This is a genomic window from Aeromicrobium sp., from assembly GCF_037719875.1.
Classification (GTDB): domain Bacteria; phylum Actinomycetota; class Actinomycetes; order Propionibacteriales; family Nocardioidaceae; genus Aeromicrobium.
In genome coordinates, this window is sequence record NZ_JBBJMJ010000017.1 from 22869 (window position 1) to 47772 (window position 24904).

At 68.1% G+C, this 24904-nt stretch carries 18 protein-coding genes; 10 read left to right on the plus strand and 8 right to left on the minus strand.

Annotation, left to right across the window (positions count from 1 at the left end; all coding sequences use genetic code 11):
* Positions 1-82: 82 nt before the first annotated feature.
* From WKF39_RS13930 to WKF39_RS13940, 3 genes are read left to right on the plus strand one after another with little or no spacing between them, the layout of a single operon-like run.
* A complete protein-coding gene (locus WKF39_RS13930) occupies positions 83-1231 on the plus strand; it encodes an acyl-CoA dehydrogenase family protein (protein ID WP_340389422.1) in 1149 nt (382 codons plus the stop codon).
* Between the two features lie 48 nt (positions 1232-1279).
* Entirely contained in the window at positions 1280-2494 is a 1215-nt protein-coding gene (locus WKF39_RS13935) for an acetyl-CoA C-acetyltransferase (RefSeq protein ID WP_340389424.1), read from the plus strand.
* Complete coding sequence (locus WKF39_RS13940; protein ID WP_340389426.1) at positions 2491-3261, plus strand: SDR family oxidoreductase; 771 nt, start codon at positions 2491-2493, stop codon at positions 3259-3261. The genes WKF39_RS13935 and WKF39_RS13940 overlap by 4 nt, the downstream gene beginning before the upstream one ends.
* Before the next feature lie 71 nt (positions 3262-3332).
* Here the strand turns inward: WKF39_RS13940 and WKF39_RS13945 are convergent, their stop codons facing one another.
* A complete protein-coding gene (locus WKF39_RS13945; protein WP_340389428.1) occupies positions 3333-4937 on the minus strand; it encodes a M4 family metallopeptidase in 1605 nt (534 codons plus the stop codon).
* An 88-nt stretch (positions 4938-5025) separates the two neighbouring features.
* Complete coding sequence (locus WKF39_RS13950) at positions 5026-5997, minus strand: LysR family transcriptional regulator (RefSeq protein WP_340389430.1); 972 nt, start codon at positions 5995-5997, stop codon at positions 5026-5028.
* A 189-nt stretch (positions 5998-6186) separates the two neighbouring features.
* Here WKF39_RS13950 and WKF39_RS13955 point away from each other — a divergent pair, with 189 nt between their 5' ends.
* The gene (locus WKF39_RS13955; RefSeq protein ID WP_340389432.1) at positions 6187-15186 is read left to right on the plus strand and encodes a fatty acid synthase subunit beta domain-containing protein; all 9000 of its coding nucleotides are present in this window, start codon (positions 6187-6189) and stop codon (positions 15184-15186) included.
* A complete protein-coding gene (locus WKF39_RS13960) occupies positions 15177-15572 on the plus strand; it encodes a holo-ACP synthase (RefSeq protein ID WP_340389434.1) in 396 nt (131 codons plus the stop codon). Before WKF39_RS13955 ends, WKF39_RS13960 begins: the two co-directional genes overlap by 10 nt.
* 134 nt (positions 15573-15706) lie before the next feature.
* Here the strand turns inward: WKF39_RS13960 and WKF39_RS13965 are convergent, their stop codons facing one another.
* The 4 genes from WKF39_RS13965 to fabG form a co-directional block, all read right to left on the minus strand.
* Positions 15707-16684, minus strand: coding sequence for a type IV toxin-antitoxin system AbiEi family antitoxin domain-containing protein (locus WKF39_RS13965; RefSeq protein WP_340389436.1), 978 nt, complete (start codon positions 16682-16684; stop codon positions 15707-15709).
* A gap of 199 nt (positions 16685-16883) precedes the next feature.
* Complete coding sequence (locus tag WKF39_RS13970; protein ID WP_340389438.1) at positions 16884-17504, minus strand: TetR/AcrR family transcriptional regulator; 621 nt, start codon at positions 17502-17504, stop codon at positions 16884-16886.
* A 10-nt stretch (positions 17505-17514) separates the two neighbouring features.
* Positions 17515-18546, minus strand: coding sequence for a phosphotransferase family protein (locus WKF39_RS13975; protein WP_340389440.1), 1032 nt, complete (start codon positions 18544-18546; stop codon positions 17515-17517).
* A gap of 1 nt (position 18547) precedes the next feature.
* Positions 18548-19303, minus strand: a complete 756-nt coding sequence (gene fabG / locus WKF39_RS13980) for a 3-oxoacyl-ACP reductase FabG (protein WP_340389442.1) — start codon at positions 19301-19303, stop codon at positions 18548-18550.
* A gap of 171 nt (positions 19304-19474) precedes the next feature.
* Between fabG and WKF39_RS13985 the strand changes: the two genes are divergently transcribed.
* The 3 genes from WKF39_RS13985 to WKF39_RS13995 are packed head-to-tail and all read left to right on the plus strand — an operon-like array spanning position 19475 to position 21966.
* On the plus strand, positions 19475-20983 hold the full coding sequence (locus WKF39_RS13985) for a carboxyl transferase domain-containing protein (RefSeq protein WP_340389445.1): 1509 nt from the start codon (positions 19475-19477) through the stop codon (positions 20981-20983).
* Complete coding sequence (locus tag WKF39_RS13990; RefSeq protein ID WP_340389447.1) at positions 20983-21210, plus strand: biotin/lipoyl-binding carrier protein; 228 nt, start codon at positions 20983-20985, stop codon at positions 21208-21210. The genes WKF39_RS13985 and WKF39_RS13990 overlap by 1 nt, the downstream gene beginning before the upstream one ends.
* Positions 21211-21243: 33 nt before the next feature.
* A complete protein-coding gene (locus WKF39_RS13995) occupies positions 21244-21966 on the plus strand; it encodes a thioesterase family protein (protein ID WP_340389449.1) in 723 nt (240 codons plus the stop codon).
* A 104-nt stretch (positions 21967-22070) separates the two neighbouring features.
* Here WKF39_RS13995 and WKF39_RS14000 read toward each other — a convergent pair whose 3' ends face one another.
* Both WKF39_RS14000 and WKF39_RS14005 read right to left on the minus strand, forming a co-directional pair.
* Complete coding sequence (locus tag WKF39_RS14000) at positions 22071-22454, minus strand: globin (protein ID WP_340389451.1); 384 nt, start codon at positions 22452-22454, stop codon at positions 22071-22073.
* Positions 22451-23374 (minus strand): mechanosensitive ion channel family protein, encoded by a 924-nt coding sequence (locus tag WKF39_RS14005; protein ID WP_340389453.1) that lies wholly within the window; start codon positions 23372-23374, stop codon positions 22451-22453. Before WKF39_RS14005 ends, WKF39_RS14000 begins: the two co-directional genes overlap by 4 nt.
* Positions 23375-23407: 33 nt before the next feature.
* On the opposite strand from WKF39_RS14005, the gene WKF39_RS14010 reads away from it, so the two are divergent.
* Together WKF39_RS14010 and WKF39_RS14015 are read left to right on the plus strand one after the other, a co-directional pair.
* Positions 23408-23692, plus strand: coding sequence for a hypothetical protein (locus tag WKF39_RS14010; protein WP_340389455.1), 285 nt, complete (start codon positions 23408-23410; stop codon positions 23690-23692).
* Positions 23693-23870: 178 nt separating this feature from the next.
* Positions 23871-24845, plus strand: a complete 975-nt coding sequence (locus WKF39_RS14015) for a hypothetical protein (RefSeq protein WP_340389457.1) — start codon at positions 23871-23873, stop codon at positions 24843-24845.
* The last annotated feature ends 59 nt before the right edge of the window (positions 24846-24904 follow it).

The following is a 24904-nucleotide window of genomic DNA, read 5'->3' on the forward strand; positions in this document are numbered from 1 at the left end:
GGATTGCATGCTAAGCAAGCGCTTAGTGATTTCCGGACGGGTGTCGCGGCGCGCCCAGCATCCGTTCGGCGACAGGACCACGATGAGACGCACGATCTACAACGAGGACCATGAGGCGTTTCGAGCCTCGTGCTCCGCCTTTCTCGCCAAGCACGTCGAGCCCAATCTTGAGACGTACCTGGAGGAGAAGGCGCTCCCGCGTGAGTTCTGGCTGGCTGCCGGCGCCGAGGGCTACCTGGGGCTCGAGATCCCCGAGGAGTTCGGCGGTGCCGAAGCGGGCGACTTCCGCTTCAACGCGGTCTGGGACGAGGAGCTGAGCAAGCTCAATGCCGCGCTCGCCTCGTGCGTCGCGATCCACACCGACATCACGATTCCCTATCTCGTGGACCTCGGCTCGGACGAGCAGAAGCAGCGCTGGCTGCCCAAGGCAGTGACCGGCGAGATCCTCACCGCCATCGCGATGACGGAGCCCGGTGGTGGCTCGGACCTGGCCGCCCTCAAGACGACGGCGGTCCGTGACCCGGACGGTCAGTGGGTCATCAACGGGTCCAAGACCTTCATCACCAACGGCTTCTCCGCCGACCTCATCGTGACGGCGGTCCGCACGTCCCCCGACAAGGGTGCACGCGGCATCAGCCTGTTCGGCATCGAGGCGACCGATCCCGGGTTCAGCCGGGGTCGCAAGCTCGACAAGGTCGGTCAGAGTGAGGCCGACACCGCTGAGCTGTTCTTCGAGGACGTCCGGCTGGGTGACGATCGCCTGATCGGCGAGGTGGACCAGGGATTCATCTACATGATGCAGCGCCTCCCGCAGGAGCGGATCAGCTGCTCGGTCTCCAACATCGCCCACGCCAAGCAGATCCTGGCCGAGACGATCCAGTATGCCCACGACCGCCAGGCGTTCAAGCAGCCGATCGGCAGCCTCCAGCACAACAAGTTCCTGCTCGCCGAGCTCGTCACGAAGATCGAGGTCGCGGAGGCATTCATCGACGCCGCCGTGCTCGCGCACACCCGCGGCGAGGCGACCGCGACGGACGCGGCCAAGGCCAAGTGGTGGTCCTCGGAGATCCAGAACGACGTGCTCGACCATTGCGTCCAGCTGCACGGCGGCTATGGGTTCATGAACGAGTACCGGGTGGCTCGTGCGTGGCGCGATGCCCGCGTCTCCAAGATCTGGGCCGGTTCCAACGAGATCATGAAAGAGCTCATCGGCCGCGACCTCGGATTCTGAGTCCTCGGTGGCCTGTGCCGCCAACACAACTAAGGAAATGAGAACAAGATGCCCGAAGCAGTCATCGTGTCCACCGCGCGTTCGCCGATCGGCCGAGCCGTCAAGGGATCGCTCAAGGATCTGCGACCTGACGACCTGACCGTCGCCATGGTCGAGGCGGCCCTCGCGAAGGTGCCTGAGCTCGACCGGCGCGACATCGTCGACCTGCACCTTGGTGTCGGCCAGCCCGCCGGTGAGTCCGGCAACAACCTCGGTCGCATCGTCGCGGTCCTTTCGGGCATGGACCACCTGCCCGGCGTGACGGTCAACCGCTACTGCTCGTCGAGTCTGCAGACCACCCGCATGGCGTTCCACGCAATCAAGGCGGGGGAAGGCGACGTGTTCCTCTCGGCCGGCGTCGAGACGGTCAGCCGGTTCGCCAACGGCATGGCCGACTCCGCGAGCACGTACAACCCCGTCCTCGGTGAGGCCCTCGCGCGCACAGAACAGCGCTCGGAGGGTGCCGATTCATGGCGCGACCCGCGTGAGGACGGCCTGCTGCCCGATGCCTACATCGCGATGGGGCAGACCGCCGAGAACGTTCAGCAGCTCATCGGCATGAGCCGGCAGGAGCAGGACGAGTTCGGCGTCCGCAGCCAGAACCTCGCCGAGCAGGCCATCGTCGACGGGTTCTGGGCCAAGGACATCACCCCGGTGACGCTGCCAGACGGCACCGTCGTCAGCACGGACGACGGGCCCCGCGCCGGAGTGACGTACGAGGCGGTGTCCCAGCTCAAGCCGGTCTTCCGTCCTGACGGCACCATCACGGCCGGCAACTGCTGCGCGCTCAACGACGGTGCGGCCGCACTGGTCATCATGAGCGACACCAAGGCCAAGGAGCTGGGCCTGACCCCGCTGGCACGCATCGTCTCCACCGGTGTCACCGGACTCTCGCCCGAGATCATGGGCCTCGGACCGGTCGAGGCGATCAAGCAGGCCCTCGGCCACGCCGACATGGGCATCGACGACATCGACCTGTTCGAGATCAACGAGGCGTTCGCGGTGCAGGCGCTCGGTTCGGCGCAGGCCCTGGGCATCCCGCTGGACAAGCTCAACGTCAACGGTGGAGCGATCGCGATCGGTCATCCGTTCGGCATGACCGGTGCGCGCATCACGAGCACGCTGATCAACTCCATGCAGCACCACGACAAGCAGTTCGGCGTCGAGTCGATGTGTGTCGGTGGTGGCCAGGGCATGGCCATGGTGCTGGAGCGCCTCTCGTGACGACAGGTGCCCAGGACCAGAGGTTCGCGGGCAAGGTCGCGATCGTCACCGGCGCGAGCCGGGGGATCGGCCTCGCGATCGCCGAGCGGCTCGTTGCCGACGGTGCGAAGGTATGCATCACGGCCCGCAAGGCCGATGCCTTGGCCGAGGCGGTCGAGTCACTGGGTGGCGCCGAGAACGCGATCTTCTCCGCAGGGGCCGCCGACGACCTCGCCCACCAGGACGAGACCGTCGCGGCGACACTGGATGCGTTCGGTCGCATCGACTTCCTGGTCAACAACACCGGGATCAACCCGACATACGGGCGCATGATCGACGTCGACCTCGGGGCGGCGGAGAAGACGCTGCGGGTCAACGTCATCGCGGCGATCGCGTGGGCGCAGAAGGTCTACCACACGTGGATGGAGTCTCATGGGGGCGCGATCGTCAATGTTGCCTCGGTCGGCGGCCTCAAGCCCGCCCCGGGGATCGGCGTCTACGGGGCTTCGAAGTCGGCCTTGATCCACGTGACGGAAGAGCTCGCCGTCGAGCTGGGACCAGAGATCAGGGTCAACGCGGTCGCCCCAGCCGTGGTCAAGACCAAGTTCGCCAGCGCGCTGTATGAGGGTCGCGAGGAGGAAGTCGCCGCCGCATACCCGCTCAAGCGGCTCGGCGTTCCCGACGACATCGGATCGGTTGTGGCGTTCTTGCTGTCCGACGATGCGGCCTGGATGACCGGGCAGACGCTCGTCATCGACGGCGGCCTCACGCTCACCGGCGGCGTCTGAGCTCTGGCCAGCGCAGATGTGCGGTCCACCTCCGGCAAGGAAGTGGACCGCACATCTGGGTTGGTCGTCCGTCAGTTGACGCTGACTGCGGACCAAGCAGCCTTGACCGCGGCGACCTCGGCGCTGCTCGCGCCGTAGAGGGTCGTCGCGGAGGCGACCGTGTCGATCCGTGCCTTGGCGTACGTCTCGGTGCTGGTCATGCGCTCGGTCAGCGCTTTGTACCAGATCGCCGCGGCCTTGGCCCGGCCGATCCCCGTGACGGCCGAGCCGTTGCACGTCGGGCTGTTGCCGTACGTGCTCTGGCCGCTGCCATTGGCGAGCAGGAAGAAGAAGTGATTGCCCACTCCCGAGGAGTAGTGCGGGTCTGACCCGGGCACCGCGGTGCTCCAGCACGCGTACGAAGCTCCGTCGCGACGCGGATCGTCCATGTAGCGCAGCGGAGTCCCGTCACCGTTGATGTTGATCTCCTCGCCGATCAGGAAGTCCGGCGCGTCGCTGGGGTTGTTGGCGTAGAACTCGACCATCGTCCCGAAGATGTCGCTGGTTGCCTCGTTGAGGCCGCCGGCATCACCGGAATAGCCGAGATTGGCCGAGTTCTCGGTGACACCGTGTGTCATCTCATGACCGGCGACATCGAGCTCGACCAGTGGAGCCTGATTGTTTGCCCCATCGCCATACGTCATCTGACTGCCGTCCCAGTAGGCGTTGACGTAACCGTTGCCGTAATGGACGCGCGAAGGGACGCCGCTGCCGTTGTTGAAGATGCCCTGGCGGCCGAAGCTCGTCTTGAAGTAGTCGAATGTCTTGGCCGCGCCGTAGTGAGCGTCGACGCCTGCTGAGGCGCGGTCGCTCATGGTGCCGTTGCCCCATGAGTTGTCGGAGTCCGCGAATGTCGAGCAGGTGCCAGAGGTGCGGTTCCGGAGGTCGCACGTTCGAGCGTTGCCGTGGGTCGCGTCGACCATCGAGAAGCTGCTGCCGCTGCCGGTCGTGCTGATGCCGACCGTCCCGACGAAGATGCCGCGACCCGTGCCGCTGGCCGCGACGCCGGACTTGACGGCGGTGGCCTTTTGCCGGGTCGTCGTCCCGACCTTGATCGGGGTCAGAATGGTTTCCTCCGCGCTGCGCAGCTTGCCGGTGTTGGCGTCGGTCACGATGATCTGGCGGCTGGGGGTCTGGCCGTCGGCCTGCGTGCCCGTGATGGTGGACCGCCAGGCGAGAGCCGCCTTGTCTTGACGCGCGTCCACGACGAGCTTGGGTGCGCCGGACTTCGCGGTGTCACGGCCGGAAAACTCGTTTCGGGCCTTGCTGGCTGCCGCAGAGGAGGTCACCTTGGGCGTCGTGCTGACACTGATGGGAGCGGTCTGGGCGACGGATTGGCCACGAGGGGAGTTTGCTGCGTCGAGATGGACGACGAGGTCGCCGCCGAGGACGGGTAGCCCGTCATATATCCGATTGAACCGCACGTGGGCCGCGCCGTTGCTCGAGTCGACCGTGTCCACGGCCTGGTAGGCGTCCTTGGCGCTGTCTTCGACCTTGTTGGGATGCTCCTGGATGTATTGCTTCGCCACGACAGCGGGATCGCCGCTGTTGTCGGCTGCTGCGCTCAGCGAGGGCGAGGCGACGCCCAGCCCGGCCACGAGGAGGGTTGCTCCCCCGATGGCAAAGACTTGTTTCATGAGTTGGTCCTCTCGGTTGACGTAGGCGTGACGTTAGATCAGATCCCGGGCACCTGTTCATGCCACTTCCCCATGCCATCGGGGCGCGTCAGTGTCGGGGGCGGGTTGTCGACAGAGCTGTCGACAGAGGTCCGTGGTTCTCGACCCAGGACCGGTAGACGGGCTGGCGCTCGAGGGTCTCGGTGAGGACGTCGGCGGTGAATCGGGCCAGCTTGTCGAGGTGTTCGGCGAACGGGTTGTCCCGCTCGGTCAGAATCAGCCGGCGGACCTGCATCGGCGTCCCGACCAATGGCTTGAGGACCATCCCGGAGTCCCGGTTGGTGTGGGTGCTGAGCGCGATCGCCTCGCCGGCCCGGATCAGCTCGACGCTGAGGCCGTCGCTGAGGTAGTGGCCGACTTTGGGCGTGAAGCCGGCATCCCAGCAGATTCGAGTCATGCAGTCGGCCTCGCGATCGACGTCGAGCGGCGACAGCAGCCACGTCTCGTCGGCGAGATCGGCGAGGACGAGCTCGCCGCGGTCGGCCAGCGGATGGTCGGCCGACATCAGGACGAAGCCGGGCTCGCAGCCCACCGAGCGTACGAGCAGGCGCGGATCGAGCGGGATCTCGTTGCCCACGTACTCGTGGATCACGGCAAAGTCGATCCGATGGGAACCGAGCAGGTCGAGGAGACCGTCGATGCGGGTCTCGCTCTCGGTGACGATCTCGGTCGACGGCAGGGTCGCGCGCAGGCCGCGGATCAAGCCGATGAGGGCGTTGCCGAACCGCACCCCGATACGGACCTCTGCAGGCGCACTGCGCAGGCTCGAGGCGTCGGTCTGCAGCGTGTCGAGCACCGACAGGACGGCGGTGGCCCGACCGACGACCAGGCGTCCGAGCGGCGTCTGTTCGACGCCGGCGTGCGAGCGTTGGAACAGCGCTCCGCCCAGGTTGTCCTCGATGCGCCGCAGCTGGCGGGTCAACGCCGGCTGGGTCGTCCCCAGAGAGCTCGCCGCCCGGGTGATGCTGCCCTCGTCCGCCACGGCCTTGACCATCCGAAGGTGGCGCGTCTCGATCTCCATGTGACCCCCTTGGCACAGGGTAACTGCGGTGCATGCGGAACGCTCAGGCTGAACCCAGCCGGGGTGTGATCCACATCTCGGGAAAAACATGAGGAAAACCTCACTTAAAAGTTGAGGAACCCCTCATGTTTTGTCATGATGAGATGACCGCCCGTCGATCCAGCGACGGCAGTACCCGAGGGAATCCACGTGACGACCATCGACACCCCGCTTGCCACGATCCAGTCGACCGAGCGCCGCGGCGCCCTGATTGATCGCTTCCGCACCGGGACGCCGTATGCCGTGGCGTTCGGCGGACAGGGTGCGCCGTGGCTCGAGCCGCTGGCGGGGCTGATCCGCGACTTCGCGCTCGAGGCCGAGCTGGAGTCGCTCGTGTCGCAGGCCGACGACCGGCTGGCGCCGGTTGCCGCTGAGCTGGCCCGCGTCGGCGTCACGTTCACCCCCCTCGCGTGGGCCGATGTCATTGCTGTCGGAGAGTCCGCCGAGGACGACGACGCTCCCGCACTGCCGAGCTCCGAGGTGCTGGATACACCCGGAGCCTCGGTGCCGGGGATCCTGCTCACGCAGCTCGCCGGCATCCGCGCGCTGCACCGGCAGGGTGTCGACACACAGCTGGTTCCGCCCGTGGCGGTCCTCGGTCACTCGCAGGGTGATCTGGCCACCCAATCGCTTGCCGGCGTCGACGATGTCGAGCTGCTGGCCCTGGCCCGACTGATGGGTGCCGCCGCGCAGCTCGTCGGCCGTCGCCGCGGGCTGCTCGGCGCCACGATGCTGAGCGTCTCCAACGTCGTGCCCGAGCGCATCGACGCGATCCTCGCCGAGCTGCCGTCCTCGCTGCGGGTCGTCGCCCGACTGCGCAACGGTCGCCGCAGTGTCGTGCTCTCCGGCCCGGCCGACAGCCTGCGGGTGGTCGAGGCGCGCTTCGAGGAGATCGCCACCGCCGAGAAGGCTGAGCGCGACCGCAAGTCCACGGGTGGCTCGCCGTTCGCCCCCGTGCTGGAGCCGCTGCCGGCCCAGCTCGCGTTCCACCACCCCGACCTCGCCGAGGCCGCCGACCTCGTGGCCACCTGGGCCGAGACCTGTGGCTTGGACCGGACCCGAGCTCGTACGCTCACGATGCGCTCGATCGTGGACCCGGTCGACTGGGTCGAGTCTTTGGAAGCGGCCATCGACGCCGGCGCGACCTGGGTCCTTGACCTCGGTCCCTCAGATCTCGCCGCCCGATTGTCCGCGCGTGAGCTGCGCAGCCGCGGAGCCGGTGTCATCGCCACGACGACACGCCGGGGTCACCGCGAGCTGACCGCCGCGGGCGCCGCGCCACGCCTCGCCACACCGTGGGCGGCCTATGCACCCAGCGTCGTGACGCTTCCCGACGGCACACTGCACGTCGAGACCCGTTTCACCCGTCTGACCGGGAAGTCGCCGATCCTCCTGGCCGGCATGACGCCGACCACGGTCGATGCCAAGATCGTCGCTGCCGCTGCCAACGCGGGTTTTTGGTCCGAGCTGGCCGGCGGCGGCCAGGTCACCGAGGAGATCTTCGCCGATAGGGTCGCCGAGCTCGACCGGCTGCTGCTGCCGGGCCGGACCTACCAGTTCAACTCGCTGTTCCTCGACCCTTACCTGTGGAAGCTCCAGCTCGGCCAGAAGCGCCTCGTGCAGCGCGCTCGTGCCGCGGGCGCCGCCATCGATGCGGTCATCGTGACCGCAGGCATCCCCGAGCTCGACGATGCCGTCGCACTCGTCGAGGAGCTCCGCGAGGCTGAGATCACGCATGTCGTGTTCAAGCCCGGCACGGTCAAGCAGATCCGCCAGGTCGTCGCGATCGCCAAGGCCGTCGCGCCGACGCCGATCATCGTCCAGATCGAGGGCGGCCGGGCCGGCGGACACCACTCGTGGGAAGACCTCGACGACCTGCTGCTCGCGACGTATGGCGAGCTGCGCACCCTGGACAACGTCGTCGTCGCCGTGGGTGGTGGCATCGGCACGCCCGAGGTCGCCTCGGCATACCTGACCGGCGAATGGGCCCGTCGCCACGGCTTCCCGGTCATGCCGCTCGACGGCATCCTTGTCGGCACCGCCGCGATGGCGACCCTCGAGGCGACCACCGCTCCGGAGGTCAAGCAGCTCCTCGTCGACACCCGCGGCACCGGCACGTGGGTCGGCGCCGGTAGCGCCAAGGGCGGCATGGCCTCGGGCCGCAGCCAGCTTGGCGCCGACATCCATGAGATCGACAACACGGCCTCTCGGACCGGACGGCTGCTCGACGATGTCGCGGGCGATGCTGACGCCGTCGCCGCTCGTCATGAGGAGATCATCGAGGCGCTCAACCGCACCGCCAAGCCCTACTTCGGCGATGTCGAGACCATGACCTATGCGCAGTGGCTCGGTCGCTATCTCGAGCTCTCCGGCACGCCGGTCTGGCTCGACACGACCTTGCGCGAGCGCTTCCACGCGATGCTTCAGCGTGCCGAGGCCCGGCTGAACAGCGCGGACCGCGGCACGATCGAGACCTTGTTCGCCGACTCGGCGTCCGTGGAGGACGGCGCGGCAGCGATCCACCGAGTTCTTGCTGCCTACCCGCACGCCGACGGCGTCACCCTGCACCCGGCGGACGTGCTGTTCTTCGTCGAGCAGTGCAAGACCCCGGGCAAGCCGGTCAACTTCGTGCCGGTGCTCGACCAGGACGTACGCCGTTGGTGGCGCTCGGACTCGCTGTGGCAGGCGCACGACGCGCGCTACGGCGCCGACGAGGTCTGCATCATCCCGGGCCCGGTCTCCGTCGCCGGCATCGACCGCGTCGACGAGCCGGTCGCCGACCTGTTGCGCCGGTTCGAGGACGCCACGATCGACGGACTCCTCGCTTCGGGGCGGGCAGCTCAGCGCGTCTCCGGACGCCGCCGCGTCGAGGGCGCCGGTGACGTCCTGTCCCTGGTCCTGGCTGCCCCCGATCTCGTGTGGGCCGGTCGCACGGTCCGCAACCCGGTCCACCGCCTGGGTGCGGAGTGGGTCATCGTCGATCCCCTGCGGGCCGAGCACCCCGAGACCGGAGCCGCGCTCGTCGCGGTCGACGGTCGGACGGCCGAGCTGCAGGTGCCGTTGGCGCGCCCGCTCTCCCTGCGCATCGAGGTCGACGGCGCGGCGCTCGCCGGTTCCGCCCCGATCGTCTCGACCGCGGTCGCCGCGTCCGCGATGGCCTCTCTGGTCGCCGGTGCAGCGGGCGGCAATGTCCCCTCGGTGTCCAACAGCCGCGCGACGGTCCTCGCGGACTGGGATCCGGACCTGATCGCCGATCACGCCGGGGTCACCGGTGGCCGTCCGTCAGAGCACCCCGTGCCCGACGTCCTCGTCGGTCTTGCCTGGCCGTCGGTGTTCGCCGTGCTCGGCGAGGCCAGGACGGACGACGGCATCCCGGTCATCGAGGGCATGCTGGACCTGGTCCACCTGGACCACTCGATCGCGCTGACCGGCCCGCTGCCGGCCGCACCTGCGGTTCTCACGATCTCCTCGGTCGTCGAGTCGATCGAGGACACCGGCTTCGGCCGCGTTGTCGCGGTCGACGTCACGATGTCGTCCGCCGCAGGTGACATCGCGACACTGCGCGAGCGATTCGCGATCCGCGGGCGTACCGGACCCGGCGAGCTCGCCGATCCAGCGCGCGCCGGCGGTGCGCTCGGTGACGACGTCAGCGACACCCCCCGCAAGGCACGCGGCTCGGCGAGCCTGGTCGCTCCGACTGACCTGCGTGGCTTCGCGGCTGTCACGGGCGATCACAACCCGATCCACACCAGCATCGCCGCCGCACGCCTCGCGGGACTCGGTGCCCCGATCGTGCACGGCATGTGGGTCTCCGCCGCGGCCCAGCAGGTTGTCGCGGATCGCCGCATCACGGGCTGGACGACCCGCTTCCTGGCACCCGTACGCCCGGGCGTCGCGGTCGACGTCAAGGCCGATCGGATCGGCCTCGACGCCGGTGCGGAGCTGGTCGACATCACGTGTCGCGCCGAGGGCGAGGTCGTCATGTCCGCCACGGCTCGTCTCGCGGCCCCGCGCACGGCGTACGCCTTCCCGGGCCAGGGCATCCAGCACCCGGGCATGGGCATGGCCGCCTATCAGCGCTCCAAGGCGGCACGCGAGATCTGGGACCGCGCCGATGCGCACACATGCGACGCGCTGGGCTTCTCGATCCTCACGGTCGTCCGCGACAACCCCACGGTCCTGGTGACCCGGGGAGTCACCCACAAGCACCCTGACGGGGTGCTGTTCCTGACCCAGTTCACCCAGGTCGCGATGGCGGTCCTCGGCGCGGCCCAGATGGCCGAGCTGCGCGAGTCCGGTGGGTTCGTCGAGGGCTCGATCCTCGCGGGTCACTCGGTCGGTGAATACAACGCGCTCGCCGCCGTCTCCGGCGTCATCCCGCTCGAGGCCGTCGTCGAGGTCGTCTTCCAGCGCGGCTCCGTCATGCACACCCTGGTGCCGCGTGATGCGGCCGGCCGGAGCGACTACCGGCTCGCCGCGATCCGGCCCTCCCAGATCGGGCTGGACGATGACAACGTCACGGCATACGTCGATGGCATCGCCGAGCGGTCGGGTGAGTTCCTGCAGATCGTCAACTACAACCTGCGCGACTCGCAGTATGCGATCGCGGGCACGGTGCGCGGCCTGGAGCTGCTCGAGAAGGACGTCACTGCCCGCCGCGAGGAGTTCGGTGGCAAGGCCGCGTTCATCCTGGTCCCCGGCATCGATGTGCCATTCCACTCCACGGTCCTGCGTGATGGCGTCCCGGACTTCCGTGATCGCCTCACCGAGCTGCTGCCGACCTCAATCGATCCTGAGATCTTGACGGGCCGGTATGTCCCCAACCTCGTGCCGAGGCCGTTCTCGCTGGATCGGTCGTTCCTGCAGGAAATCGCCGATCTCGTGCCTTCGGAGCCACTCGAAGAGGTCCTGGCCGACTTCGCTGACTGGTCGAACCGGCCAGGCGAACTGTGCCGGGTCGTGCTGATCGAGCTGCTCGCGTGGCAGTTTGCCAGCCCGGTTCGCTGGATCGAGACCCAAGACCTGCTGTTCGGCCCCCGCAGCGAGGGAGGCCTCGGTGTCGAGCGCTTCGTCGAGGTCGGCGTGGGTCAGGCCCCCACGGTGGCCAACCTGGCGTCATCGACACTCAAGCTTCCGGGGCGCACCGGTGGCCCGGTCGAGGTGCTCAACTTCGAGCGCGACAGCGCCGCGGTCTTCTCCACCGACGAGGAGGCTCCCGTCGAGGACGATGTCGAGGAGACCCCCGCGGCCGAGGAGCCCGGCGCGAGCGCGGCCCCGGCGCCGGCCGCCCCCGCGACCGCGAGCGGTCCACGACCCGACGACCTGACGTTCGACGCCGCCGACGCCACGACGGTGCTGATCGCCTGGTGGACCAAGATGCGGCTCGATCAGATCGGTGCCGCCGACTCGATCGAGTCCCTGTGCGACGGCGCATCGTCGCGTCGCAACCAGCTGCTCGTCGACCTCGGCGGAGAGCTCGGGCTCGGTGCCATCGACGGCGCCGCCGATGCCGATCTGCCGACGCTTTCGGGCCAGGTCAAGGGCCTCGCCCGCACCTACAAGCCGTTCGGCCCTGTGCTCACAGAGGCGCTCGGCGATCATCTCAAGAAGGTCCTCGGGCCGACCGGCAAGCGTCAGTCGGCGATCGCTGAGCGAGTTGCCGATGTCTGGCAGCTCGGACCGGGCTGGGCGAGTCACGCACTCGTCGAGCTCGCACTGGCGAGCCGCGAGGGTTCGAGCGTCCGTGGTGGCGAGTTCGGCTCGCTGCAGGGGCTCGCGTCCGGTGCCGATGTGGACACCGCGATCGACGCGAGCATCCAGGCCGTGGGAGCCCGGCACGGTGTCAGCGTCGACCTGCCGTCGACCGGCGGGGGAGAGGCCACGATCGATGCGGCCGCCCTCGGCGAGTTCACTGCGCAGATCACCGGACCCGACGGCGTGCTCGCCTCCTCTGCCCGCCTGGTCCTCGACCAGCTGGGGCTCTCGGACGTACCGGTGGTCACCGAGGCCGACCCGGCCGATGCCGAGATCCTTGGTCGCGTCGAGTCGGAGCTCGGCAGCGACTGGGCCAAGCTCACGGCTCCGGCATTCGACCCGCGGAAGGCTGTGCTGTTCGACGATCGCTGGGCCAGTGCCCGAGAGGATCTCGCCCGGATCGCTGCCGGTGAGACTGTCGAGGCGAGCTTCGCCGGCGCCGGCAAGGCCGTCGCGGCTCAGGCCCGGTGGTATGCGGGTCGAGCCGATGGTCACCTCGCGCAAAGCTTCCAGGACATCGCAGCCCAGGCTCTTGAGTCATCCGAGGGTCAGTGGTCCGGTGAGCTCGCGGTCGTGACCGGTGCCAGCCGGGGGTCCATCGCGGCCGCTGTGACCGGCAGGTTGTTGGCAGGTGGGGCGACGGTCGTCGCGACGACCTCGGGACTCGACCCGAAGCGCCTGGAGTTCTACAAGGAGCTCTACCGCACGCACGCGGTCGACGGGGCCAAGCTGTGGGTCGTGCCGGCCAACATGGCGTCGTTCGCCGATGTCGATGCGCTCACGAGCTGGATCACCAGCGAGCAGACGCACACCAGGGCCGGTGTCACGACGGTCTCAAAGCCGGCCATGACGCCCTCGCTGCTCTTCCCCTTCGCGGCGGGCCGGGTCGCCGGCGACCTCACGGACGCCGGCAGCCGTACCGAGATCGACATGCGCATCCTGCTGTGGTCGGTCGAGCGCCTGATCGGGACCCTGTCCGCACGCGGTCAGGACCACGACATCGATGCGACGCTCCACGTCGTGCTCCCGGGCTCGCCCAACCGCGGCATGTTCGGTGGGGACGGCGCCTACGGAGAGGCCAAGTCGGCGCTCGACGCGCTCGTCACGCGGTGGACCGCGGAGCGCACATGGGCCGATCGGGTCACGCTGAGCCACGCCATCATCGGCTGGGTGCGCGGGACGGGCCTGATGGGCGGCAACGACCCGCTGGTCGAGGCCGTCGAGGCCGCCGGCGTGACGACCTGGACGCCGGAGGGCATGGCCGAGGCGTTGCTGGAGACCGCGACCCCCGCGGCACGCGCTGCCGCGCGGGTCGAGCCCCTCACGGTCGACCTCACCGGCGGACTCGCGGGCGCAGCCCTCGATCTGAAGGCTCTCGCCGCAGGCGTCGAGCGTCCGTCCGCCGCGCGGGAGGACGACGACCACACGATCGCCGCCCTCGCAGCCTCGCCGGCACAGCTCGACCGCGTTGAGCAGATGGACTGGGCGCCGATCGAGGCTCGCCCTGAGGACCTCGTGGTCATCGTGGGTGCAGGTGAGCTCGGTCCCTACGGCTCCTCGCGCACCCGCTTCGAGATGGAGGTCTCCGACGAGCTGTCGGCGGCCGGCGTCCTGGAGCTGGCATGGACGACCGGTCTGGTGTCGTGGGACGAGCAGGGTGGCGGCTGGTTCGACACCGCGACCCAGGAGAAGGTCGACGAGGCTGACCTCGTCGAGCGCTATGAGGAGACCGTCCGCGAGGCGGTCGGCATACGCCGCTACGTCGACGAGGGCACGATGGTCGACAACACGGCCCCGCTGCTCACCTCGGTCTACCTCGACAACGACCTGTCCTTCACGGTCTCCAGCGAGTCCGAGGCGCGCGCCCTGCGCGACGCGGACCCCGAGCGTACGGTCATCTCCGCCACGGCGGACGGCGACTGGACCGTGACCCGCAAGGCCGGCACCGAGATCCGCGTGCCGCGTCGCATGGAGCTGACTCGCACGGTCGGCGGCCAGATCCCAACCGGCTTCGACCCCACGGTGTGGGGTGTGCCGGCCGAGATGGTCGAGTCGATCGACCGGGTCGCGCTGTGGAACCTCATCTGCACCGTCGATGCGTTCCTGTCCAGCGGCTTCAACCCGTCCGAGCTGATGCGCTGGGTGCACCCAGCGCTCGTCGCCAACACGCAAGGCACCGGCATGGGCGGCATGCAGTCGATGCAGTCGCTCTACCTGGACACGCTGCTGGGCGAGAGCAAGCCCAACGACATCCTGCAGGAGGCACTTCCCAACGTCATCGCGGCACACGTCGTGCAGTCGTACGTCGGCTCCTACGGTGCGATGATCCATCCGGTCGCCGCCTGCGCCACCACGGCCGTCTCGGTCGAGGAGGGGGTCGACAAGATCCGACTCGGCAAGGCCGAGTTCGTCGTGTCCGGAGGCTTCGACGACCTGAGCGTCGAGGGCATCGTGGGCTTCGGCGACATGTCGGCGACAGCCGATTCCGCCGCGATGAGGGCCAAGGGCCTCGAGGACCGCTACTTCAGCCGGGCCAACGACCGCCGCTACGGCGGATTCGTCGAGTCCCAGGGCGGCGGCACGATCCTCCTGGTCCGCGGCGACGTGGCAGCCCGCATGGGACTGCCGGTCCTCGGAGTCGTGGCATATGCCGGTTCGTTCGCCGATGGCGTGCACACGTCGATCCCGGCGCCCGGCATCGGTGCGCTGGCCGCGGCCCGCGGTGGGCGCGAGTCCGCGCTGGCCAGGTCGCTGACGACTCTGGGCCTCACCGCCGACGACATCGGTGTGCTGTCCAAGCACGACACCTCGACCGGCGTCAACGAGCGCAACGAGTCCGAGCTGCACGAGCGAATTGCCGCGGCGATCGGCCGCAGCGAGGGCAACCCGCTCCACGTCATCTCGCAGAAGACCCTCACGGGTCACGCGAAGGGTGGCGCCGCAGCATTCCAGCTCATCGGGCTCTGCCAGGTCCTGTCGGGCGGGGTCATCCCGCCGAACCGCAGTCTCGACTGCGTCGACGACGACCTCGCCGAGCACGAGCACCTCGTCTGGCTGCGCAAGCCGCTCGAGACAGGGCAGCTCAAGGCCGGGCTCGTGACGAGCCTCGGCTTCGGACATGTCGCGGGCTTGCTCGCGATCGTGCACCCACAGGCATTCCTGGCAACCTTGAGCGGCGAGGAGCGCGACTCCTATGCCGGCCGTGCGCAGGCGCGGGTCATCGAGGGCCGGATGCGTCTGGTCCGGGCGATGTACGGCGGTCCCTCGCTGTACGAACGTCCGGCCGATCGACGCCTCGGCAGCGAGGGAGTGCGGAAGCGGGAGGCGGGACTGCTCCTGGATCCGCAGGCACGGCTGGGCGAGGACGACGTCTACTACGGATTGTCGTGCCAGTGACGATCGTCGGTGTCGGAGTTGATCTGGTCCACGTACCTACGTTCGCGGATCAGCTGGATCAACCCGGGACGACGTTCGCCACGGCGTTCCTGCCCGGTGAGCGGAGTGACGTGCGGAGGCATCCCTTCGATTCCGCGCGTCACTTCGCTGCCCGCTGGGCGGCGAAGGAGGCCGTCATCAAGGCCTGGTCGGCGTCGCTGTATGGCGAGGCCCCCGTGATGGATGAGCACGTGCACCACCTGATCGAGCTCGTGGCCGACGCCTGGGGGCGTCCACGCATACGCCTGCACGGCGAGGTCGCGAAGCGACTCGACGGGCACACGCTGGAGGTCTCGTTGAGCCACGACGGCGACTATGCGATCGCCTACGTGATCCTCCACCACTAACCCCCTGCGGTTTACCACGGTCCCTACGCAAACCGTGCGCGGTTTACCACGGTCCCTACGCAAACCTCGTCCGCCCGCGGGAAATTTGCCCCGGGCGGACAACAGTCTCCTAGGACGGACGTTGACGCAGCTCCCTACACGATCGTTGTCGCGTTGCGGGCGTAGAGCTTGCGAGATCGCTGGATGGCTTGGGTGATCCGCGCGGCGGTCCGGGGTTGCGCCTTGGGTGCCAGCTCGGCCCACACCCACCGACTCATCCCGAGAAGCTCATCCCGGACGAGGTCCTCCCGGGTCTTCTCGTGAGTGATGGCGCGGCCGGGCTCGTCGGAGTACGGGTTCAGGCGTCCGTACTTGAACAGCCCGTCGAACTCGCCGGTGTGTCGTGCCTCGAGCCACGCGAAATCCGTTCGGGCGACGACAATGCCCGCCGACGAGACAACTCGCCACTGCAGCTCGGGGTAGGGAACCCCGTACCGCCACATCATCGACAGCGAACGGACTTCGCCAACGGACTCGAGGCGCGGATCGCTGAGTCGGATGGCCAGGCGCGCCGTCCTGGTTCGGGGCCAGTGCGCAAAGCGATCGCCTTGATCTTCGAGCTCCTCCTTCGTCACCTGGCCCTTGCGCATTGCGCTGCTGGCCAACACCATCCCTGATTCGATGCTGGCCTGGCTGCATGCCTCGAACACTGCCCGTAGCGGTTCGATCACGAGCCTCCCGCCGACCTCGACCACGTCCCCGTCAACCTTGCCCTCATGGAAGATCACGCCGGCCTCCTTGCGTCCGTTGTGCCCATCAAGTCGGGTCAAGTGGACGTGGGTCAGGTCGGCCTCGTACAGATCGAAGCCGTGAAGTGCAGCCGCCGACTGATGCGTCGCCACGACACTCGACCCGAGCTTGTCGAGCAGAGACCGGGTCAGGATGGCGTGGCGCTGAGCCTCCGAGATGACATCCCACACCTGCTTGACGACGTACGTCCCGTGGCGAGCGCGATGGAGGACTCCGGCCCGCATCGCCCGGCGGATCAGGGCATCGCTGTATCCGAGGTCGTTGAGCTGGTGACGCATGAGGTAGCCGCCATTGAGCTCGGCCACGGGGATGAGGTCGTCCATGAATCCACCGTGGCGATCCTCGTGCGATGCCGGGAACGGGACGGCCGCGATGTGTGGATGGGTGGAGAAGGCGCTCTGCCTGTGGATCAGCGGTTCCGCCCGTGGCAAGCGTCGTCCGCCCTGGGGAAGTTTGCGTAGGACGGACGAGGCTTGCCTAGGGACCGTGGTAAACCGGACGGCCGTGGTAAACCGTGGGTGGCTAGGGGGAGGGATCGGCGCTGAGAAGGTATGCCGCGAGGAGGCGCTTGAGCTCGATGATCGACTCGCTGTGCTCCTGGCTGTCACGGATCGAGAAGTTGAGCATCGAGTACACGACGTGCACCAGCACCTCGGCCATGATCGTTCGGCGCTCGCGCGGGGTGCCGGGCGTCAATGGAGCGAGGGCCAGCGCGACCTCGGCCGCGAGCTCGCGCTCGGTCACCGCCGCGGTCGCTCGGGTTGCCGGAGTCGACTGGACCGCCAGCCACACGGCCCGGCGCGAAGGGTCCCGGACCCACAGCGCGGCCATGTGATCGATGAACCGGTTGAGGAACTTGAGCCAGTCCAGCGACGGGATCGCCGCTGCGAATGTCTGCAGCTCCTCGCGTACCGCGACCGCGTCGACCCGGTCGAGCTCACACACCATGACGTATTTGTTCTGGAAGAACTGGTAGAGCGTGCCGATCGGCAGGCCGGCCCGGTGGGCGACCTCCTCGCACGTGAACGACTCGAAGCCGACGTCCAGCAACAGCTCACGCGCCACCTGCAGCAGGTGATCGAACTTCTTGTGGCTGCGCTCCTGCGTCGGGCGGCGCCGGGGTTCGAGGATCTCGGCCGTCACGCGCGCAACCCTATCTTGAAGCGGCGTTCCCTGCGGCGATCAGCGGGACGATCATGTCGCCGATCCCGTCGAAGCCGGACCCGACGGTCTGCCCGTGGGAATGGCGATAGTGGATGCCTTCCAGAATGACTGCGAGCTTGAAGAAGGCCAGCGCGAGATGGAATCCGATGTCGCTCACGTCCCGGCCGGAGCGATCGGCATAGCGGGCGAGCACCTCGTCGCGAGTCAGGTAGCCGGGGGCGAGCGGCGCATCGGTCACCATCGCCACGCCGTCGCCGGACGGGGGAGCGACCTCCGCCAGCTGCTGGTAAGCCAGCAGCACCGCGACATCGGTCAGCGGATCACCGAGCGTGCTCATCTCCCAGTCCAGCACTGCGGTGAGCCGGTCGTGATCGTCGACCAGGACGTTGTCGAGCCGGAAGTCGCCATGCACGATCGTGCCGTCGGCCTTCGTGGGGATGTTGCCTTCCAGATGTGCGACCAGCTCGTCCATCCCGGGCAGCTCACGACTGGTGGACGATGCCAGCTGCTTCTTCCAACGGGCGACCTGCCGTCCCAGATAGCCGTCGGGGCGGCCGAAGTCACCCAGCCCGACCGCGGCGTAGTCGACCGTGTGCAGCGCGACCAGCGTGTCGACCAGGCGCTCGGTGATGGCTCGCGTCCGCTCGGCCCCGAGCGGCTCGAGCTGGGACGCCCGACCGTATGGCGTACCGGCGACCTTCTCCATGACGTAGAACGGTGCGCCGATGACTTCGGAATCCTCGCAGTGGGCAAGCATCCGCGGCACGGGTACGTCGGTGGGCGCCAACGCCGCCATGACCCGGTGCTCGCGCCCCATGTCGTGCGCGGTCGCGAGGACATGCCCCAGGGGAGGGCGGCGCACGACGTAGTCACGGCCGCCATCGCTGACGGTATAAGTCAGATTGGACTTGCCGCCGGTGATGAGACTCGCGGACAACGGACCGGTCGCGAGCTCGGGGTGCTCACGCTCGAGCCAGCCCTGCAGCGCTGACAGGTCCAGGCCTCTGGGATCCTCGGTCACGTCAGTCCTTGGGCCCGCCGGCGACGTAGATGACCTGGCCCGAGACGAAGCCTGCACCCTCACTCACGAGGAACGACACCGTGTGCGCTATGTCCTCGGGCTGGCCGACCCGGGCGACCGGGATCTGGTCGGCGCTGAACTTGATGAAGTCGTCGAACGGCACCTTCATACGCTCGGCGGTCGCCGCGGTCATGTCGGTCTGGATGAAGCCCGGAGCGATCGCATTGGCGGTGACCCCGAACTTGCCGAGCTCTATCGCCAGTGTCTTGGTGAAGCCCTGCAGACCTGCCTTGGCAGCGGAGTAGTTGGCCTGACCGCGGTTGCCCAGCGCCGAGGTGCTCGACAGGTTGACGATGCGACCGAATGTGGCCTCCGTCATGTGCTTCTGGGCGGCCTTGGACATCAGGAACGACCCGCGCAGGTGCACTCCCATCACCAGGTCCCAGTCCTCGACGGACATCTTGAACAGCAGGTTGTCGCGCAGGATTCCAGCATTGTTGACCAGCACGGTCGGCGCGCCGAGCTCGGCGGCGATGCGGTCGACGGCGGCGTTGACCTGATCTTCGTTGCTCACGTCGGCGCCGACGGCCAGCGCCTTGCCGCCCGCCGCGGTGATCGCGTCGACGGTCCCGGCGCACGAGCCCTCGTCGAGGTCGACGACGGCAACCTGCAAGCCATCGGCGGCGAGGCGCTGTGAGACGGCCGCGCCGATGCCTCGTGCAGCTCCGGTGACGATCGCGGTGCGGGGTTCGGTCACGACATGCTCCTTCGACGGGTACGCCTAAGCGCTTGCTTAGTGCTGGTCTCCGCACGTTATCGCACGACTGGCCACGTGTGCGAGATCACCTCCGAAAAGAGGGACGCAGAAGATGAAGGATTCCTCATGTTTGTGTACAGTTGAGGGAAACCTCATGTTTTAGGAGTCCTCGTGACGCAGCTCGACACCCCCTCGGTGGTCTCAGCGCCGGATCAGGCCGAACACCGCACGTCGCTCACGCAGCGTCGTCATGATCGGTATGCCCGCGTGGAGCCCAAGGGCAAGCGCGTCTTCACGGCGCGTGAGCGGGCAGAGATGCTGGTCGACGAGGGCTCCTTCGTGGAGATGACGCCGTTGCGCACGGCGGGTGGCGGCAGCGGCAGCGGTGTCGTTGCCGGTTGGGGTACGACCGACGGTCACGCGGTCGTCGTCGTCTCGCACGACGCGGCCGTGGCCTCCGGCGCGATCGGCGCGGTCATGGCCGAGGCGATCATGAAGGCCCAGCGGTTCGCGATCGACAAGGGCTATCCGATCGTCTACATCAACGACTCCGGTGGGGCGCGGATCCACGACGGCATCTTCGCCCTGCACGGGTGTGGCGGCATCTTCGCCCTCAACATCGAGGCGCAGCGGCGCATACCGCAAATTTCGTTGATCCTCGGCCCGTGTGCGGGCGCTGCGGCATACTCGCCCGCGCTCACCGACTGGACGATCATGGTCAAGGGGCAGGGGCAGATGTTCCTGACCGGCCCTGAGATCGTCAAGGCGGCCACGGGGGAGGACGCGTCAGCTGAGGACATCGGTGGGTCGGCCCTGCACACCAAGGTCAGCGGGGTCGCGCACCTCGAGGTCGACAGCGAAGAGGAGGCGTTCCACTCCACCCGGCTCCTGCTGTCGTTCCTTCCCACCCACAAGGGTGGTCCGCAAAAGCGCCACAGCCCGGTGCCGGCCAACCCGGGCGCGGCCGAGCGGCTCCCCGGCCTCGTGCCGGTCAAGTCGAGCATCGTCTTCGACATGAACGCGGTGCTCGACGGTGTGCTCGACAACGGTGCACGTCTCGAGCTCATGCCGACGCATGCGCCGAGCATCCTGACGCTGTTCGGACGCCTTGACGGCCATGCCGTCGGCATCCTGGCCAATCAGCCCAATGCGCGGGGCGGAATCCTCGACGCCAAGGCGTCGGTCAAGGCTGCGCGGTTCGTCGAGTTCTGCGGGCGGTTCGACCTCCCCGTGTTGACGTTCGTCGACGTGCCCGGCTTCTTGCCCGGCACGGTCGAAGAGGGCCGCGGTGTCATCACGCATGGCGCCAAGCTCCTCAAGGCGTACGTCGAGACCACGTCGCCCAAGCTGACCGTCGTGGTCCGCAAGGCCTATGGCGGCGCCTACATCGCGATGGGCGCGGCCTCGCTCGGCGCCGACGTCAACTGGGCCTGGTCGGGCTCGGAGATCGCGGTCATGGGCCCCGGCGGCGCCGTGGCGCTGCTGCATCGCCGCGCTCTCAAGGAGGCCGACGAGCCGACCGTGCTGCGAGATGAGCTCGCCGCGGTCTACCGCGAGGAGGTCGCCCGCCCCTACATCGCGGCCGAGGCCGGTATCGTCGATGACGTGATCCACCCCGAGGAGACCCGCGAGCGGATGGCCGCCGCGCTGCGCATGCTGACGCACGAGTCGGCCAGCTGATGTTTGCGGCCAGGGCCGAGATCGTCGCGAACGTCTGGAAGATCGTCGCCCGCGAGGGCGACCAGGTCGGGGTCGGCGACGTGCTCGCGGTCCTCGAGAGCATGAAGATGGAGATCCCGGTCTATGCCGAGGCCTCGGGGTTCGTCAGCAAGGTGCTCGTCGAGGTGGGGCAGATCGTCCAGGAGGGCGACCCCCTGATCGAGATCGACGAGACCGCCAGCGCCTGAGCGGCCGTTCGCCTCGTCTGGCATCATCGGCGCGTGCCCGCCGATCCCACTGTCCACGAGGTGTCCATGCGTTGGGCCGACCTCGACTCGCTCAACCACGTCAACAATGTCGTCTACCTCGACTACGCCGCCGAGAGTCGCGCGATGCTGGTCGACGACGGTCTGGTCAGGGCCGACGAGCAGGTGTCCCGGATCGCGATCGACTTCCTGCGCCCGCTCCTCTTGAGCCCCCGACCGGTCCAGGTGTGGTCGACCCGCGAGGGTGACGATCTCACACAGGAGATCCGTTCGACGGGGTCCGCTGCCGTGTTCGCGCGAGTTGTCACAACACTCGGCGCCCGCTCAGAGGTCAAGCGCCACCCGGCAACGGAAGAGGCCCTGCCGTCGCGGGTCCGCCGCAGCGACCTCGACCCGACCGGCTCGGTCAGCACGACCAAGATGTTCGAGCTGTTCCAGGAGGCGCGGATCCTGTTCGTCGCGGGCCGCCTCACCAGTATGTCGCCGGGTCGCTTCGTCGTCGGCCGGGTCGACGTGTCGTTCGGCGAACCGATGCTCTGGCGGGCCGAGCCCTATGCCGCCCAGAACCGGATCAGCCGGATCGGCGACTCGTCGGTCACGATCGAGTCGCAGCTCACCGCCGACGACGTCGTGCTGGCCCAGTGCAACACGGTGATGGTCGGCTTCGACCTCGAGGCCCAGACGTCGCGCCGGTTGTCGGATGAGGAGAAGGCGGAGTTCGCCGGATCGGCCGACTAGCGCCGCTTCGCTTCGCTCAGGTCGCGGTGTTGACCACTCCGCTCAGGTCGCGGTGTTGACCATGCTGTGTCGTTGCTTCATGGCCCAACACCGCTTCGCTTCGCTCAGGTCGCGGTGTTGACCATGAAGTTCGCGGCGTGCTGGACGTACGCCCAGAACTGCGCGTCGAGCTCGGGCGGGAGGGCAGCTTTGTCGAGGCCGGCGCGGAAGTGCACGAGCCATCGGTCGCGCGCGTCGGGGGTGACCGCAAAGGGCGCGTGCCGCATCCGGAGCCGAGGGTGCCCCCGCTGGTCGGAATAGTTGGTGGGGCCGCCCCAGTACTGCTCGAGGAACATCCGGAATCGCTCATTGGCCGGGCCGAGATCCTCCTCGGGATAGAGCGGTCGTAGCACCTCGTCGGTCGAGACGCCGGCATAGAACGTGTCGACGATGAGCTTGATCGTGTCGTGCCCGCCGATCGCGTCGTAGAACGTCGGTTGATCGGTCACGGTGTGGGCCCTTCGGCATGGATCGTGGGGAAGGTCGTCGGCATCTTGATCCCGGCTCGATCGAACTCGGCCTTGATCCGCTGCCGCATCGCGCGGGCGACGAGCCACTGCTGGGCCGGCGCGGTCTTGAGCACCACACGGACCACGACTCCGTCCTTGTCGAACCGCTCGACACCCCAGACCTCGGGGGCTTCGATGATGACATCGTGGAATCGCGGGTCCTCGTACGTCGAGGTGGCGACCTGCTGCAGGATCTCCTGGACCTGGGTGAGGTCGGCGTCATAGGTGACCGTCACGTCGAGGACGGTTCTGGCCCAGTTCTGGCTCTGGTTGCCGACGCGCAGGATCTCGCCGTTTCGGACATACCAGACCGTGCCGTTGACGTCGCGCAGACGCGTGACCCGCAGTCCGACGGCCTCGACGGTTCCGGTCGCTTCGCCGAGGTCTACGGTGTCGCCGACGCCGTACTGGTCCTCGAGGATCATGAAGATGCCGGAGAGGAAGTCCTTGACGAGGTTCTGCGCGCCGAATCCGAAGGCGATGCCGACGATGCCGGCGCTCGCGATGATGGGTGCGACGTCCACGCTGAGCTTGGACAGCACCATGACGGTCACGACCGCAAGGATCGTGCCGGTGGCGACGCTGGTGAGCAGCGAGCCCATCGTCTCGGCCCGCTGCTGTCGCCGCGCACTTACGGGTGATTTGAGATCGGCGAGGAGCTCGCCGGCCTTGGTGTTGGCGATGACACTGGGCACCGCACCGTTGCCGGCGCGCTTGACCAGCCGGTGAATCGACCGGACGACGAACCATCGGAAGGCGAGCCCGACGCCGATGATCAGCAGGATCGAGGCGGGGTCGGCGACGAACCACTCGTACGCCTTGCCTGCGGGGATGTCCCAGTTCACATCGAGGGGTGGCATTACTCCAGCCTACGGGTGGATACGATGGGGTCCATGAGGACTCCCGCCCGCGTGCTCGGACTCGCACTTGCCTTCGTCGTGACGTTCTTCGCCAGCTCGGCTGCGGCGCTCGCCGACGCGCCAGCCAGTCCTGCCTGGCCCGACGGGCAGGAGCGCAGCGATCTCTACCTGTTGGTCCTGTTCGGGGGCGGCACTCTTGGTCTCTTCGTGCTGATCGCACTGTTCGGCTTGCTCACGGCCCGCAACAACTACGTCCCCCCGGCACCGGGCAACGAGATCCAGAAGATCCCCGACAGCACCCCCACGCGCCACCACTGACCTCAACGCCCGGCCGGGTCCCTTCCCCGCTGGGCGTGACGCGTTTGAGGTGTGGCTCGGCGTGTCGCCTCAAAAGCGTCACGCCCAGCGGTGGGGTGGGTTGTGGACGGGCGTTGCTGATCCACAGACCCGGATGCGGGCGCTGACCTGATGGCGCGCGGGTGTCCACGCTCGGACCATGAGTGAGCCGTGGACCACGACCTACCGACAGGCCCGGATGGCCGGTGCGACAGAGTGGGAGCTGCGCACCGGGCTGTGGGAGCACCCCTACTGGGGCCAGGTCCGATCCGGCGGGGTGGATCCCGACGATCCAGACGTACGTATCGGCGACGCCATCGCCCTCATGTCGCGTTCGGATCTCCTGACCGGGTGGGCGGCCGCGAGGGGCCACGGTGTGGCACATGCCGACGGACGCGACCGCTTCTACAGGCCCGTCCCGGTCGCGGTGATCTCGGCGGGCCGCGGCCAGCACAGACGCCAAGACGGCCTGCAACCCACGCGCCGATCGGTGCACGAGCACGAGGTCACCGTCATCGAATCGGTTGGCGCTGCGACGTTGACCCGAGCGGCATACGACATGGCGCTCGATGCACCCAGCCTGTGCGAGGCCCTGGTAGCGGTCGAGATGTGCGTCTCGACTGTCATCGAGCAGGGGCGCACGACCCTGGGCAACCTTGCCGGACTGATCGACCAGCACCAGAAGACCCGAGGGATCGTCCAGACCCGGCAGGCGCTGGCCATGGCATCCACCCGTTCGGCCAGTCCGTGGGAGAGCCGCACGCGGTATGTGGCCGAGGTGGTCGGGGGGCTCACCGGCCTTGAGGTGAATGTGCCGATCTTCGACCATGCCGGCCGTCTGGCTGGGATCGCCGATCTGCTCGATCGTGGGGTCGGACTCGTCATCGAGTCCGACGGCTCTGGCCACCGGGAGGAGGCGTCGCACGCTGGCGACAACGTGCGCGAAGAGGGCTTCGAGGTCCTCAACCTGGTCGTGTCCAGGGTGGGTGCGATCGACCATCGAGACGAGGCTGCGCTAGTCATACGGCTGCAGCAGGCGCGGCTCCACGCCATGATGCGCCGAGCCGAGCCGCTCTGGACGACCGACAAACCGGACTGGTGGTGGCGCTGGCCACCCGGTCGGCGCTGGGACTGACCCAGCCATCCCGCTGGGAGTGACGCTTTTGAGGTGACACGCCGAAGCGTGCCTCAAAA

What these genes read in the sequence shown, in the direction of transcription:
- WKF39_RS13950 (WP_340389430.1), bottom strand. Translation starts at nt 5,997, where the DNA reads ATGGAGATCGAGACGCGCCACCTTCGGATGGTCAAGGCCGTGGCGGAC.
- WKF39_RS13935 (WP_340389424.1), top strand. Translation starts at nt 1,280, where the DNA reads ATGCCCGAAGCAGTCATCGTGTCCACCGCGCGTTCGCCGATCGGCCGA.
- WKF39_RS14015 (WP_340389457.1), top strand. Translation starts at nt 23,871, where the DNA reads ATGAGTGAGCCGTGGACCACGACCTACCGACAGGCCCGGATGGCCGGT.
- WKF39_RS13990 (WP_340389447.1), top strand. Translation starts at nt 20,983, where the DNA reads ATGTTTGCGGCCAGGGCCGAGATCGTCGCGAACGTCTGGAAGATCGTC.
- WKF39_RS14005 (WP_340389453.1), bottom strand. Translation starts at nt 23,374, where the DNA reads ATGCCACCCCTCGATGTGAACTGGGACATCCCCGCAGGCAAGGCGTAC.
- WKF39_RS14010 (WP_340389455.1), top strand. Translation starts at nt 23,408, where the DNA reads ATGAGGACTCCCGCCCGCGTGCTCGGACTCGCACTTGCCTTCGTCGTG.
- WKF39_RS13930 (WP_340389422.1), top strand. Translation starts at nt 83, where the DNA reads ATGAGACGCACGATCTACAACGAGGACCATGAGGCGTTTCGAGCCTCG.
- WKF39_RS13945 (WP_340389428.1), bottom strand. Translation starts at nt 4,937, where the DNA reads ATGAAACAAGTCTTTGCCATCGGGGGAGCAACCCTCCTCGTGGCCGGG.
- WKF39_RS13965 (WP_340389436.1), bottom strand. Translation starts at nt 16,684, where the DNA reads ATGGACGACCTCATCCCCGTGGCCGAGCTCAATGGCGGCTACCTCATG.